This is a genomic window from Muricauda sp. SCSIO 65647 (genome assembly GCF_021534965.1).
Classification (GTDB): domain Bacteria; phylum Bacteroidota; class Bacteroidia; order Flavobacteriales; family Flavobacteriaceae; genus Flagellimonas_A.
Genome location: NZ_CP091037.1, coordinates 3,266,083 through 3,281,078 on the forward strand (window position 1 = coordinate 3,266,083; position 14,996 = coordinate 3,281,078).

11 protein-coding genes are annotated in these 14,996 nt (G+C 42.9%); 5 read left to right on the top strand and 6 right to left on the bottom strand.

Features of this window, described 5'->3' with window-relative positions:
- Positions 1–33: 33 nt before the first annotated feature.
- Positions 34–2,325 carry a hypothetical protein gene (locus tag L0P89_RS14440; RefSeq protein WP_235265819.1) on the top strand — a complete coding sequence of 764 codons (2,292 nt, stop codon included), beginning with the start codon at positions 34–36 and terminating at the stop codon, positions 2,323–2,325.
- Between the two features lies 1 nt (position 2,326).
- Here the strand turns inward: L0P89_RS14440 and L0P89_RS14445 are convergent, their stop codons facing one another.
- Positions 2,327–3,955, bottom strand: a complete 1,629-nt coding sequence (locus L0P89_RS14445) for an acyl-CoA carboxylase subunit beta (RefSeq protein WP_235265820.1) — start codon at positions 3,953–3,955, stop codon at positions 2,327–2,329.
- Between the two features lie 114 nt (positions 3,956–4,069).
- Here L0P89_RS14445 and L0P89_RS14450 point away from each other — a divergent pair, with 114 nt between their 5' ends.
- Both L0P89_RS14450 and ettA read left to right on the top strand, forming a co-directional pair.
- Positions 4,070–4,246, top strand: coding sequence for a CAL67264 family membrane protein (locus tag L0P89_RS14450; RefSeq protein WP_235268052.1), 177 nt, complete (start codon positions 4,070–4,072; stop codon positions 4,244–4,246).
- A gap of 50 nt (positions 4,247–4,296) precedes the next feature.
- Positions 4,297–5,988 (top strand): energy-dependent translational throttle protein EttA, encoded by a 1,692-nt coding sequence (ettA, locus tag L0P89_RS14455; protein ID WP_235265821.1) that lies wholly within the window; start codon positions 4,297–4,299, stop codon positions 5,986–5,988.
- A 72-nt stretch (positions 5,989–6,060) separates the two neighbouring features.
- Here the strand turns inward: ettA and L0P89_RS14460 are convergent, their stop codons facing one another.
- From L0P89_RS14460 to L0P89_RS14470, 3 genes are all read right to left on the bottom strand, one after another.
- Positions 6,061–7,449 carry a M16 family metallopeptidase gene (locus L0P89_RS14460; RefSeq protein WP_235265822.1) on the bottom strand — a complete coding sequence of 463 codons (1,389 nt, stop codon included), beginning with the start codon at positions 7,447–7,449 and terminating at the stop codon, positions 6,061–6,063.
- A gap of 1 nt (position 7,450) precedes the next feature.
- Positions 7,451–8,839 (bottom strand): M16 family metallopeptidase, encoded by a 1,389-nt coding sequence (locus tag L0P89_RS14465; protein WP_235265823.1) that lies wholly within the window; start codon positions 8,837–8,839, stop codon positions 7,451–7,453.
- 77 nt (positions 8,840–8,916) lie between these two features.
- On the bottom strand, positions 8,917–9,684 hold the full coding sequence (locus L0P89_RS14470) for an MBL fold metallo-hydrolase (protein ID WP_235265824.1): 768 nt from the start codon (positions 9,682–9,684) through the stop codon (positions 8,917–8,919).
- A gap of 165 nt (positions 9,685–9,849) precedes the next feature.
- Between L0P89_RS14470 and L0P89_RS14475 the strand changes: the two genes are divergently transcribed.
- Positions 9,850–10,737 carry a hypothetical protein gene (locus L0P89_RS14475; protein ID WP_235265825.1) on the top strand — a complete coding sequence of 296 codons (888 nt, stop codon included), beginning with the start codon at positions 9,850–9,852 and terminating at the stop codon, positions 10,735–10,737.
- Between the two features lie 84 nt (positions 10,738–10,821).
- Here L0P89_RS14475 and fumC read toward each other — a convergent pair whose 3' ends face one another.
- Entirely contained in the window at positions 10,822–12,219 is a 1,398-nt protein-coding gene (gene fumC / locus L0P89_RS14480) for a class II fumarate hydratase (RefSeq protein WP_235265826.1), read from the bottom strand.
- Between the two features lie 137 nt (positions 12,220–12,356).
- Between fumC and L0P89_RS14485 the strand changes: the two genes are divergently transcribed.
- The gene (locus tag L0P89_RS14485) at positions 12,357–12,533 is read left to right on the top strand and encodes a hypothetical protein (protein ID WP_235265827.1); all 177 of its coding nucleotides are present in this window, start codon (positions 12,357–12,359) and stop codon (positions 12,531–12,533) included.
- A 29-nt stretch (positions 12,534–12,562) separates the two neighbouring features.
- On the opposite strand, the gene L0P89_RS14490 is transcribed toward L0P89_RS14485, so the two are convergent.
- Positions 12,563–14,995, bottom strand: coding sequence for a TonB-dependent receptor domain-containing protein (locus L0P89_RS14490; protein ID WP_235265828.1), 2,433 nt, complete (start codon positions 14,993–14,995; stop codon positions 12,563–12,565).
- Position 14,996 lies beyond the last annotated feature (1 nt).

Consider the following 14,996-nt stretch of genomic DNA (forward strand, 5'->3'; position numbering starts at 1 on the left):
GCCAAAAGCTACAAAAGTCGAAACGTAGGCCATTTGATATCTGACAATAAATTTATAGGTTATTGGAAAGATGATAGCTCATTGGGTGGTGAACTGGCTACCAAGATTAAGGTGAAAAAGGGTAAGAGAAGACTTGACAAACTTTTTTTTAGAGTGTTGGAAAATGCCTCAGACAGTTTGCTGGTTCGAGTAAATTTCTATTCAGCTGACACTAAATTTCCCCAAAAAAAACTGAATGCCAAGAATATCAAATATTTGATTCGTGGTGAACAAGAAGACATAACTATCGACCTTGCCCCGTATAGTGTATACGTGCTCGATGATTTCATAGTTAGTTTAGAGTTATTGAAGGTTTATGGAAATCATGTGGGATTTGCTGTTTCGGCTGCAGATGGATATGGTGTTTCTTATACCCGGTTGGCCAGTCAGTCAAATTGGAAAGAACATATTGGATCTACGATTGGGTTTTTTCTAAAAACTTCCTATTTGAAGAAAGATATTGATGAATCAAAAAAAGATTTTGAAACCAAGGAAAGTGATTTGGAGACAGAATTATTGAGTCAACCAACAGCTGAACTCCAAAAGGAAAGAATAGTTTCTGGAATAGTTTACCATGATGGCCAACCATTATCAAAGGCCTCGATTGAAACCTTGGGTAACGATAGCTCTGAGATTGTAAGAACTGATGATTTCGGAAGATACACTTTAGAAGTAGTGCCGAGAGAAGTATTGGCTTTTAGTTATCCAGGAATGCAGACCGTTGAAGTAATCGTTGAAGATGTCACTTCAATTTTGAACATTGATCTTTTTAATAGAATTGAAAAGTTGGATGAGGTGATCGTTACCGACCGCAGAATAAAGAAAACACAGGAAGAACTGAAGTTTGAATACTTTGAGAACAAAAACCTCATTAACACGCCTAGGGGTATAATAGATAAAACAAAATCAGGGTTTTTCATCCAAATAATTAATAATGAAGACTTCAATGCAGGGGCAATAGATTTTATAGGGGCAATACAAGGTAAGTTTGCAGGCAGGGTGGTAAGGCCTTTTAATAACCCTATGGATGCCAAGGTCTATTTTAATAGAGCGAGGTCTTCTCTTAATTTAATTGAATATTTATCTGGCAGTTTTGGCGTTAGTTCGTATTCTGGTGCCATTTTTGACGTCGACGGAAATGTGACCGGTATGGCCCCGATATCGATACCTATTGAGAATATTGAACGAATAGCCCTTATCCCTGGAGTTCACGCAACAAACATATATGGTTCAATAGCTGAAATGGGGGTTGTTATAATAAATACCAAGGGTGCCAATATGGTTCATACTCCCAATTCTAAGGAACCATATGACCACATGAGGTCTCAGAACAACAAGTTTGATGAGGGTTCATTAACAAAGCATGTTCGGTCAGGACCATCGTTAATGATTAAAGAACTTTACAAATCTAAAGATGAGGTAACAGCCCTTGCCACACTTGACAAAAATTGGACATTTTATTCGAGATCGGCACACAACCTATTTGATACCTCTGCTTATTTTAGAGAAGTTCTCGAAAACGATGAAAAAGCAGATGAAATCCTATCAAAAATCGGACACCTATTTAAGAATGACCCGGTTGCCCTTAAGGCACTTGCTTACAAGTATGAGGAATTGAACAAAATTGAAGAAGCAATCGAGACCTACATATCGATTCTTAAATTAAGGCCAAGATATTCGCAATCTTATCGAGATTTGGCGAATATCTACACGAAGAACAATGATACAAGGAACGCTTATGAGATATATCTTAGGTATATTGTTTCTAGAAGAACTGATACCCTTCCCTCCCCTTTAAAAGGAATTGATTCCATTATTAGAACCGAGCTAGTTAATCTAAAACAAAGGCCGATGAACAAATGGAAACGAAGCAAGGTATATGAATTAACCGACTTCGAGCCTGATTATTGGCCCGTGAGGATTTTAGTTGAATGGAATAATAGCGAGGCAGAGTTTGATTTACAGTTTGTTAACCCCTCAAACCATTATACCATTTGGAACCATACCTTTAAAAACAGTCCAGAGAAGATCAAAGATGAAAAACGTAAGGGATATTCAAGCGAACAATTTTTTATAGATGAGAATGCAAAGGGGTTATGGAAAGTAAATCTAAACTATTTTGGCAATAAAGGATTCACCCCTACATATTTCAAGATTACGATTTTTCATCATTATGGCACAAAATATCAAACAGAGGAAATCAGATTTTATAAAATCGATGAGAATAATATAAACATCAACTTATTTTCAGTCATGAACAACCCGAAAAAGGAATTGGTCAAATAGGCTATACCTGCAACACCCCCATATTGAATTTTTTCTCGATCGGGGCATGGTTGGCCGCTTCGATACCCATTGAAATCCATTTTCGCGTTTCGAGCGGATCGATGATGGCATCGGTCCACAGTCTGGCAGCGGCATAGTAGGGCGATATCTGGTTGTCGTAACGCTCTTTGATCTTTTTGAAGAGATCGGTTTCTTTTTCCTCGGTGATTTTCCCGCCCTTTTTCTCAAGCGCGGCCTTTTCGATTTGCAACAGTACCTTGGCGGCAGAATTACCGCTCATAACGGCCAGTTCGGCACTGGGCCAAGCCACAATGAACCTTGGGTCATAAGCCTTGCCGCACATGGCATAGTTTCCGGCACCGTAACTGTTGCCTATGACAACGGTAAACTTAGGCACTACTGAATTGCTCACCGCATTGACCATTTTTGCCCCGTCTTTGATGATACCGCCATGCTCGCTTTTACTGCCGACCATAAAACCGGTTACATCTTGTAAAAAGACCAGCGGAATCTTCTTTTGATTACAATTGGCGATAAAACGGGTGGCCTTGTCAGCAGAATCTGAATAGATGACTCCGCCAAACTGCATTTCGCCCTTGGTGGTCTTGACCACTTTTCGTTGGTTGGCAATGATGCCCACCGCCCAGCCATCAATACGGGCATAACCGGTCAAGAGCGTTTTGCCATAACCTTCTTTATATTGTTTGAAAGCAGAATCATCTACGAGACGCTTAATGATTTCAAGCATATCGTATTGGTCTGAGCGTGAGATGGGCAATAGTCCATGGATGTCTTTGGGATTTTCTTTCGGAAGTCGCGCCCCATCACGATTGAAACCGGCGTTATCGGCATTTCCCATTTTACCCACTATATTTTTTATGGTATCAAGGGCATCTTTATCATCTTTGGCCTTGTAATCGGTCACTCCGCTAATTTCACTGTGCGTAGTGGCACCGCCCAACGTTTCGTTGTCGATGGTTTCACCGATGGCCGCCTTTACGAGATAGCTTCCAGCCAAAAAGATGCTTCCGGTTTTTTCAACGATCAATGCCTCATCGCTCATAATGGGCAAATAGGCCCCACCGGCCACACAGCTGCCCATGACAGCCGCTATTTGGGTGATGCCCATACTGCTCATCACGGCATTGTTCCTAAAAATTCGACCAAAGTGTTCTTTATCGGGAAAAATCTCATCTTGCATGGGTAAATAGACCCCGGCACTATCGACCAAATAGATGATGGGCAGCCGGTTTTCAATGGCAATTTCCTGTGCACGCAAGTTCTTTTTTCCAGTAATTGGGAACCATGCCCCGGCCTTGACCGTGGCATCGTTGGCAACGATAACGCATGGGCGCTTTTGCACGTATCCGATTTTGACCACTACGCCTCCTGATGGGCACCCACCATGTTCTTCGTACATACCCTCACCGGCAAAGGCGCCGATCTCAATGCACTTTTTGTCGTCATCCACTAAATAATCGATGCGCTCACGTGCCGTCATTTTGCCCTTGGCATGGTGTTTTTCGATTCTATCTTTGCCACCACCCAATTTGACAGTGGCCAATTTCTTTCTCAATTCAGAGAGCCGTAATTTGTTATGGTCTTCGTTTTTGTTAAAAGTAAGGTCCATTTACCATTGTTTCAGCAGTGTCTAAAGATACTACGACAAAGTCGAACCCACATAGCAAGTTTCATTCAATTTTTTTACGATATTTGACTTTCTACATAATTTTGCGATATGGCAATGAACAAGAATACGGTACTCGCTTGGGCCACATTTATAATGATATTTGTTGGAGTGGGAATGATAGCCCTCGGGGCATTCAAATATGACGAAGTGGCCGGCTATGGTTTTGGAGCCGTCGGCATTGGCTTTTTTGCAATCGCTTGGGTGTTCAACGCCCTTAAGGGACGTGTTTGATAGATTGCCCCATACTAGGCACATAAACTTCTAACAGATAAACATTTCTTATGTCTGACGATAAAAAGGTCATTTTTTCAATGGCAGGGGTCACCAAGACCTTTAAAACGGCCAATACCCCGGTATTGAAGAATATATATCTCAGTTTTTTCTATGGTGCCAAAATCGGCATTTTAGGGTTGAACGGATCCGGTAAATCGACCTTGCTCAAGATTATTGCCGGGGTCGATAAAAACCATCAGGGCGATGTGGTGTTTTCTCCTGGATACTCAGTTGGCCTACTGGAACAAGAACCCCAATTAGACGACAATAAGACCGTATTGGAAGTCGTCAAAGAAGGTGTTGCCGAAACCGTAGCGGTTTTAGATGAGTACAACAAAATCAACGATATGTTCGCGTTGCCCGAGGTCTATGAAGATGCGGATAAGATGCAGAAACTGATGGATAAACAAGCGGTGTTGCAAGACAAGATCGATGCCTCAAACGCATGGGAGCTGGACACCAAGCTTGAAATCGCCATGGATGCACTGCGAACCCCTGAGCCCGACAAAAAGATAGAAGTACTATCAGGTGGTGAGCGTAGACGGGTCGCCCTATGCCGATTATTGCTAAGAGAACCCGATGTGCTGTTGCTCGATGAGCCCACCAACCATTTAGATGCTGAGTCGGTGCATTGGCTCGAGCACCATTTGGCACAGTACAAGGGCACCGTGATCGCCGTGACCCATGACCGTTATTTCTTGGACAATGTGGCGGGATGGATATTGGAGTTGGATAGGGGAGAGGGCATTCCTTGGAAAGGGAATTATTCAAGCTGGCTCGACCAAAAGGCCAAGCGACTCGCACAAGAGGGCAAACAGGCCTCAAAACGACAAAAAACATTGGAGCGTGAGTTGGAGTGGGTACGTCAAGGAGCCAAAGGGCGACAGGCCAAACAAAAGGCACGTCTCAAAAATTATGACAGATTGCTCAGCCAAGACCAAAAACAGATGGAAGAAAAGTTGGAAATCTATATTCCCAACGGGCCTCGGTTGGGTACCAATGTCATCGAGGCCAAAGGGGTCAGCAAGGCATATGGCGATAGGCTGTTGTATGAAGATTTGAACTTCAATCTACCGCAAGCCGGTATTGTGGGCATTATTGGTCCGAATGGGGCAGGTAAGACCACTATCTTCAGAATGATCATGGGCGAGGAAAAATCCGATAAGGGAGAGTTCATCGTCGGCGATACCGCAAAATTGGCGTATGTAGATCAAAGCCATTCCAATATCGACCCTGAAAAGACGATTTGGGAAAATTTCAGTGATAGCCAAGAACTTATCATGATGGGCGGCAAACAAGTGAACTCAAGGGCTTATTTGAGTCGTTTCAATTTTTCAGGTAGTGAGCAGAACAAAAAGGTGAGCGTTCTTTCGGGGGGTGAACGAAATCGCTTGCATTTGGCCATGACCTTAAAAGAAGAAGGTAATGTGTTGCTACTTGATGAGCCCACCAATGATTTAGATGTCAATACATTACGGGCATTGGAAGAAGGTCTCGAGAACTTTGCGGGCTGTGCCGTTATCATCTCGCACGATCGTTGGTTCTTAGACAGGATATGCACCCATATACTGGCCTTTGAAGGCGATTCTCAGGTCTATTTCTTCGAGGGGTCGTTCTCTGACTATGAAGAGAACAAAAAGAAACGTTTGGGAGCCGATATCATGCCGAAACGAATCAAGTACAAGAAGTTGGTACGTTGACCAATAGTTGTTAAAAAGACAAAAGCCAGTGATTTTCACATCACTGGCTTTTTTATAAAATGCCCAAGATCATCATTGCTTCAAAGGCGCCTTGATGGTTTCCTGTATTTGGTCTTCAATTTTTTGCTTATCGCCGACCACTATCAAGGTCATGTTTTCGGGACGCACATATTTTTGGGTCATCTCTTGTACCTTTTCAGGAGTGACCGCAAACATGTTCTGAACCTTGTTCTTCAAAAATGACTCATCGAGATCGTGAATTTCAAGAAATACCATTTGCCCGATGATGCCATTCGGAGTGGAGTTCTGCAGTACATAAATGCCCGATTCATAATTCAAGATGCCATCCAATTCTTCTTGTGAAGGGGGCTCACTCTGCAGTTTTTCGATTTCTTTCTTGATCTCCATCAACGAGGCACCCGTATGTTCAGTGGTCACATCGGCCGCTTCGTACCAAACCCCTGTTTTGTATTTGGTATCCAATACGCTGTATGGCGAATAGGTATAGCCTTTGTCTTCACGAATGTTGCTGGTAATCCGCGAAGCGAAAGATCCGCCCAAAATAGAGTTGGTAACATCCAGTGCCAGGTAATCTGAATGCGAGGGGTCAGGGGCAGGCAATCCGTAATAAATGGTCGATTGGGGGGCGCCAGGTCTATCGATGATCATGACTTCATTGGAAGTAACGGGTTCTGCCACCGGATACGAAAGTTCATTGCCTGCCCGCCAATCAGATAAATGGCCCTCAACGGCTTGGCGAACCGCTTCTTGGTCAAAATTGCCGGCCACATATACCGTGGTGCGTTTTGCCCCAAGGTTCTCATCATAAAAACGCTTGATATTGTCGACACTGTAAGAGTCGATTTGTTCTTCGGTCGGATATACCCTTCCGTAAGGGTGGTCAGGATATAATGCGGCATAAAAATCCCGATAGGCCTGATTCTGCGGAGTAGAAAGGTCGACTGAAAGATTTCGCTTGAAATCATTCTTCAACCGTTCCATTTCACTTTCGGGCCACTTCGGATTTTTTAGCACATCGGCCATCAGGGCAATGGCATCGGGTGCAAACTCGTATAGTACCGAACTGCTCAGTGAAGTAGTGTGCAGTCCGACCCCGATATTCAGGTTGCCACCCATACCGGCCATTTCATCGGCGATTTGTTTTGAGGTTTTTGACATACTGCCCTCTTCCATAAGATCGACCATCATATCGGCCAACCAGACCTCGTTCTCCTTTTCGTTGATGTTCCCTGTTTTGATGTTAAACTGGATCGTCGCCTTGGGTATGGAACCGTAGGGAACCATGACCAGGGTCAAACCATTATCAAATGTTACCACTTGCTTTTCAGGAAGGGTGAAGTTTTTGGGTTCTCCTCCCTTGGGAGGCATTTCTTTTTCTTGGGCCTTGACCAAGGTCAAGCAGAAAAGGCAAGCTACTAAGTATGCGATATATTTTTTCATGTCATTTCGTTTTTTCATTTTCGGCCAACAACGGATTAACGGTCAGAATACTACGATTGGTCTTTCGCAAGTACTCATCGATTGTTCTTGAAACAACATCAGGGGTTACTTTTTTGAACTCTTCCTCAATATTGTTGATACGCGCAGGGTCATTGTCGAACAGTGCAAAGCAGCAGAGCAGATCGGCTCGGCCCAGTCCGAAGAAACCGCCAATGTCATCATACAGCTGTGACCGTATTTTGACAATGGCCTTGTCGATCATTTCTTGATCAACACTTTGTTTCAAGGCTGTCATGGTCTCATCGACCGACTCTAAAATCTCTTCTTTGGAAGTTTCATTATCATAGGTGAAGTCATACATCCAGAGCATGGGGCCTTTGTAGTTGAACATATTGCCCAAATAGTTGATGCCTCCGTTCACATCTGAGGTAAACCCTTTTTCTTTTTCAAGCTTTTGTACCAATAGTCCGTTGTCGCCCTGTATCAAAATTTGATCGAGCAGTCCCATGGCATAGTATTCGGGCGTGTTGCGCTCAGGCATTTGATAGGCAATGGCTATGGCCGGTTTGTTGGCCAATGGATCGTTTTTGACCGAATCTTTTTCCATTTCTTGACGTGGCTCAGAAATGTCGGGCTGTGAAGGCAATTCAGCGGCAGGAATGTTGCCAAAATACTTTTCTATCCAAGCTTTTGTTTCTTCCATTTCAAAATCGCCAACAACAGACAAAGCTGCATTGTTGGGGGCATAATAGGTATCAAAGAATTGGGCTACGTCTTCTAGGTTGGCAGCATCCAAATCTTCTAGATCTCCATAAAAATTATGGGCGTTGTACCAGTTCGTGTTGGCGAATTGCGGCATGTCTAACCAAGGAAAACCACCATATGGCTGGTTGAGTACGTTAACCTTGACCTCATTTTTGACCACACCTTGCTGGTTGGTCAAATTTTCTTGGGTAATATCCAAACCTCGCATACGGTCCGCTTCTGCCCAGAGCATGGTTTCCAATTTGTGGGAGGGCACTATCTCAAAATAATTGGTAAAGTCGAAACGGGTAGAACCGTTGAGTACACCTCCATTTTGTTGTACCAGTTTGATGAATTCCATTTTGCCCAAATTTTTTGACCCTTGAAACATCATGTGTTCGAAAAGGTGGGCAAATCCAGTTCGGTCTTTGGGTTCGATACGAAAACCGATATTGTAGTATACGGCGACAATGGCCGTCGGTGAGGTCTTGTCTTGTGAAAGAATGACCTTCAGCCCGTTGTCGAGTTTGTAGTACTCAACCGGAACCTTGAATTCAGAGACGATCTTTTCGTCTTCTGTCTTTTCTTTGCAACCGATGGCCAATAGGGCCACTGCCAAAAAGAAAAACTTAAACGACTGTTTCATTTTTGCTTGTATTGAGTTTTTGTTAGAAAATAGATAGAATCTTATATAAGACTCTTTTTTAACGGGAATGTTACACATCAATACCCACTGTTCGGGTACCAATCCAATTGAACGACATCAATAGCAGGATTGCCATCGTTTACCAGTCGTTTGAATTTGTTGACATCGCTGACATCTGGCCGGCCACGGTAGTGGTACGGGTACACTTGCTTAGGCTTGAACTCCAATACGGCATCGGCAGCGCTTTCGACGGGCATGGTATAGGGAAGGTTCATACAGACCAGGGCAATGTCAATATCTTTGAGTCCCCGCATTTCAGGAATGTCTTCTGTATCACCGGAAATATAGATTCTTTTGCCGTTCTTATTGAGAACATAGCCGTTGCCTCGTCCCTTTTGGTGAAACTTCAAAGCTTCTTCCCTTAGATTGTACATGGGAATGGCTTCTACTTTTATTCCATAACGTTCTTTTTCATCGCCGTTGTCGAGCACATCGATCTGAGGCGTAAACGTTTCGGGCATTTTTTCAGCTACCGCTTGCGGCACCATAATTTTGGCTTTATGCGTATCAAGTTCTTGTAGCGTTTCTAGGTCGAAATGATCACCATGTATATCGGTAATCAATATAAGGTCTGGCTTTTGAAAGCCCTCAAAGGCTTCTTTGCCGCCTGTGGGATCAATATAAATGGTGATGTCGTTCCACTTCAAAACGGCCGTGGCATGTTCTATGGGGACAATTTTGATCTCTTCGGAAGATTCACTTACGGAAGACTCTTGTGCAAATACACCGAATAATGACAAAAAAACAAGTGCAAGATTTAAGGTAAGGTATCTTTTCGTTTTCATGGGTATCATTGAATCCTTTAAAAATAGCACTTAGAAGGCATTACTTCCATTTTTTTAACAATTATTGGGTGTGGGATAATCCAAAATGAAATCCCATACGTAAATAAATCGAGCACAATGAAAAACGCTTGGTGCTCAGGGAAGAAATTAATTAAATCAAAAATCATGACAGAAACAAAAAACAACAATGGTCTGAAGGTAATCGCTGGTTTGCTCGGAGTTATTCTTTTGGGTACAATTATTTACACGGTGAGCCTTTACCAAGATAAGAAGAAGACGACCCAACAACTAACTGAAGAAAAAGAGTTGGTCGTTGAAGATCTGAACAGCCTTAAGTCTGAATACGACAAGGCCATTCTTGAAAGCAATGCTACCAACGAAGAATTGGTTGCAGCACGTGACAACATAGCGAAGTATATCGATTCAGTAAAAACTATGAAAGCCGATATATCATCACTTTCACGCTACAGAAGACAAGTAAGTATCTTGAAGGAGGAAAGGGAAAAACTGTTGAAGCAAGTTGACTCTTTGACACAATCGAATACTTTGTTGGCCATGGAAAGGGACAGCACTTACACAGAGCTTGAAAAGCAAACCGTATTCAATGACTCATTGGTGGTACAGAACACCCAATTGGCCGATGCCGTTGAAAGAGGCTCAGCTTTGAACCTTTCTACATTTAGTGTTGATGCCGTTAAAGAAAGAAGCAGCGGTAAATTGGTTTCTACCTCTAGAGCTAAAGCCACTGACAAATTCAAAGTTTGCTTCACGGTTGCTGACAATGTAATTGCTGAAGCTGGTGATAGGGAATTCTTCATCGAGGTGTTGGATCCACAAGGCAATGTTTTGGGCGAGAGCTTTACCAAATCAGACGAAGAAGGTGCTTCCATTACATATAGCAAAGGCACGAACTTCTACTATGAAAACAATAGCTTAGATGTATGTGATTACATCAACAAGCCTTCTGGTGATTTCCAAAAAGGCAACTATATGGTGAATGTTTATGACGATAAATTGAAGTTGTTGGGTACTTCTAAATTCACTTTGAAATAGTAAGCGATAATAAACACTATCCACACTTAATCAAAAAAAGGGCGGCCAATTTGGCCGCCCTTTTCTTTTGTTTCGAAAATGGTTTTATTTTAATGAACCTACCATATCTTCAGGTTTGACCCATTCATCATATTCCGTTTCTGTCACATGGCCGAGTCTAACCGCCTCTTCCCTTAGTGTTGTACCATTCTTATGGGCTTCATTGGCAATCTCGGCAGCTTTGTAATACCCTATTTTGGTATTCAATGCCGTTACCAGCATCAATGAATTGTTCAATAGTTTTTTGATGGTCTCATAATTGGGCTCAATACCCACTGCACAATTTTCATCAAAACTGACACAGGCATCGCCCAATAGTTGGGCTGATTGAAGAATGTTGGCGGCCATAATTGGCTTGAAAACATTGAGCTCATAGTGGCCTTGGGTGCCTCCAACGGTAATGGCCACATCGTTGCCCGCCACTTGCGCACAGACCATGGTCAATGCCTCGCATTGGGTCGGATTCACTTTGCCCGGCATAATCGAACTGCCGGGTTCATTTGCCGGTATGATGATTTCACCAATGCCCGATCTTGGTCCTGAGGCCATCATACGGATATCATTGGCAATTTTGTTCAAAGAAACCGCTAGCTGCTTCAGTGCACCATGGCTCTCAACTATGGCGTCATGGGCGGCCAAGGCCTCAAATTTATTGGGGGCGGTCTTAAATGGAAGTCCGGTAAACTCGGCAATGTATTTGGCGACAACTACGTCATAGTCTTTGGGAGTGTTCAGTCCTGTGCCCACAGCCGTACCGCCCAATGCCAATTCGCTGAGATGGTCCAAAGTGTTTTTCAAGGCCTTGAGGCCATGGTCGAGCTGTGAGACATAGCCAGAAAATTCTTGACCAAGGGTGAGGGGAGTGGCATCCATTAAATGGGTGCGTCCAATTTTTACCACATCTTTAAATGCTTTTGATTTTTTATCAAGAGTATCTCTAAGTTGCTTCACTCCTGGAATGGTCACCTCGACAATTTTTTTGTAGGCAGCGATATGCATTCCTGTGGGGAAAGTGTCGTTCGAAGATTGTGACTTGTTCACATCATCATTTGGCTTTATCGCCTTTTCGCCTTCCCCTATTTTTTTGCCCGTCAGTTCATGGGCGCGATTGGCGATGACCTCGTTCACGTTCATATTGCTCTGCGTTCCCGAACCGGTCTGCCATATTACCAGTGGAAACTGTTCATCGTGCTTGCCTTCGAGTATTTCATCACAGACTTGCGAGATCAAGTCCCTTTTTTCTTTTGAAAGTACCCCTAGTTCATGATTGGCATACGCGGCAGCCTTTTTCAAATAGGCAAACCCACATACTATTTCTAGGGGCATAGAGGCTGCCGGGCCGATTTTAAAATTATTTCTTGAGCGCTCTGTCTGTGCACCCCAATACTTGTCGGCAGGTACTTTGACCTCGCCCATGGTGTCTTTTTCTATTCTAAAATCCATAGTGTTATTCTTTCTACGACAAAGGTAACCCTTACTGTTTTTTCTTTTTCTGATTTTTGTTGGGTTTTATATTTTTTTGAAAGGATTTGCAATTTTTACCTTTTTCAAGGTATCTTTGTACTATAAAATGGATTTCAATGGTAGAGTTTGATCAATATTTGGGGTGGTTGGCATTTTTGACCATCTTTACGATAGGTTTCTGGTTGATGATATTTTTGATCGGTTTTGTCGTGCCCTATTGGTTGACCGGAAATTTCATGGAAATGATGAAAGAAAAACGCGAGGAAAGAAAAACCAGACGTTTAGAAGAATAAAAAAAGAAGCCGAACGGCTTCTTTTTTGTTTATGGGGCTCCGAACTCTTCACCCTCATCATATTCACGTTGTCTGTCGGTATTTCTTTTCTTCTTTTGGTTGAACCTGTAGGTAAAAGCTAAATTATAACTTCTTACACGCCATTGAAATTCACTATCATTCTCAAAGAACGGGGTCACGGTTTCACTGACCCGTCTGCGACTGTTGAACACATCGCTGACAGTAAGGGCAAGCGACGCCTTATCGTTAAACAAATCTTTGCTAAAGGCCAGGTCTAAGGAGAAAATTCCCTGATTTCGGGTCTGGGCATTTTCAGTGGGCCCTCTATAAAATATCCTTGTTTGCCAATCAATTTTTTTGGGCAGCGTAATCTTGTTGTTGAGCCGTACAAACCAACTAAGGTTTTCGGCATCAAAATTTTGATCGTTGAAATCTCCTCTCGTGATGAGATTGAATAAATTAAAGTTGGCATTGAGATTCCATTTTTGGGTTGGGCGATAGTTAGTGGTGATCTCAAACCCGTAGCGGTCATTACGTGCCAAGTTTACCGGTGTTCTTCTCAAAATGCTTACCTGTTCACCGTCAAAGAAAGTATCTTCGCCAGTATCTTCGGTAATAAAGGTGATGACATCAGTAGCCCTTTGAAAATAGATGGAACCATTCAGGGTAAGCTTTTCGAAACGTTTCAAATAGCCCAAATCGACCTGGTTTGAAAACGAAGGCGTTAGATTGGGATTGCCTTGAAATAGGTTGGTCGGACTCGAACGTGAGGGAAAAGGGTTCAAAAAGCGGGACCTAGGCCTTCGAATTCTTCGGTTGTACCCAAACTGAAAACTTTCTTTCTCACTGATTTCGTAGTTTAGGTTGAGGGTAGGAAAAAACCCGTCAAAATTATTACGGTTAAAATCATTTGTTTCCAATTGATTGATAATCAATCGAGTGGCCTCATATCGTAATCCAGCCAAAAAAGAGAACTTTTTGATTTTTGTTCCATATTGGGTATATATTGCATTGATACTTTCTTTATAGTCCAATACGTTGCTCGGGTTGGTTATTCCCAATTCATCAATCGTCGGACTAATAAAGATGACGCCATAATCTGTTTCGAGTGTATTGAAATCTCCCCGGTAACCCAGTTCAAACTGCCCTGATTTTCCAACGGGTAATACGTAATCGGTCTGTAAAAAGAGTCGCCGCTGATCTTCGGCGGTTCGTACACTTTCGCTGTCAAAACCATTCTGTACGATCAATGATTCTTCTACCTCATCACTGGTTTCGTATTGAAAGGCAAAGGTCAATTTGTGTTCAGTGTCTCCATTGAACTGCTTATCAAAATTGAAGGCGTATTGAAAGGTTTGGTCTTTCTCGGTTTCTGGGTCAAAACGGAAACCTGAACTGCTGTTTCCATCTGCATCTTCTTGAAAGAACTCATTGGTCGTTTCACTGCTGTTATCAGAATCTCGAACAAAGATCGATTGGGTTATCGAAGCGGTTTCGTTCACATACCATTCTACCCCAAAGTTGGCATTCAGCCCTTTTCGAATTCTGTCGAACTCACGTTCTTCACGAAGTGAATTCGTGAAATCGCCCAGGGCATCAAAGAAATCGGTGTCGTTCAACGAATTGCCAGGGCGCTCGCGATAGTTGTAACCTGTGTTGGTGAAAATATTGATGTCACCTGATCGATAATTGAGATTTCCGTTGATACCTGCAGTGTAAGGGTAACCGACATTGGTGGTCAATGCCCCGTTGAGACCTTGTAGCTTGCTTCTTCTCAAAATGATATTGATGATACCGCCAGAGCCTTCAGCATCATAGCGGGCTGAGGGCGAGGTAATTACTTCGACTTTTTCGATTGATTCGGCAGGAAGTTGCCTTAGGGCCTCTGTACTGTTCAGTCCCGTAAGCGCTGAAGGTTTGCCATTGATGAGTATCCTGACATCATCATTTCCCCGTAGCTGTACATTTCCTTCTACATCAACAGAAACAGAAGGAACATTGTCAAGAACATCGCTTACCGTACCTCCACGTACAGTGAGGTCTTTACCGACATTGTAGATTTTTTTGTCCAGTCGAAGTTCAACGGTGGTCCGTTCGGCAATCACCTCTACTTCATCAAGTTGTGAAATATCCACTAGAAGGGCAATTTGTCCTAAATCGATGTTTGATCGAAGGGGTTGCCGCTCTTTTCGAAATGTTGTATAGGTAAGATATTCAACGATGATATTAAAAACCCCAGGTAAAGTCTCTACTTCAAACTTTCCGCTGGCATCGGTAATGCCACCGGTAACAGATTCTGCGTTTCGAACCCGTTGAAGAATAACTGTGGCATACTCTAAGGGTTGCCCGGTTTCTTGGTCGATGACTGTTCCTGTGACTTTTATTGGTCTTGAATTGTTGGGTCTTTGTGCAACCGAATAAGTGGTGGTCAAAACCAACAGTACAAAGAACAGTTTCTGCATA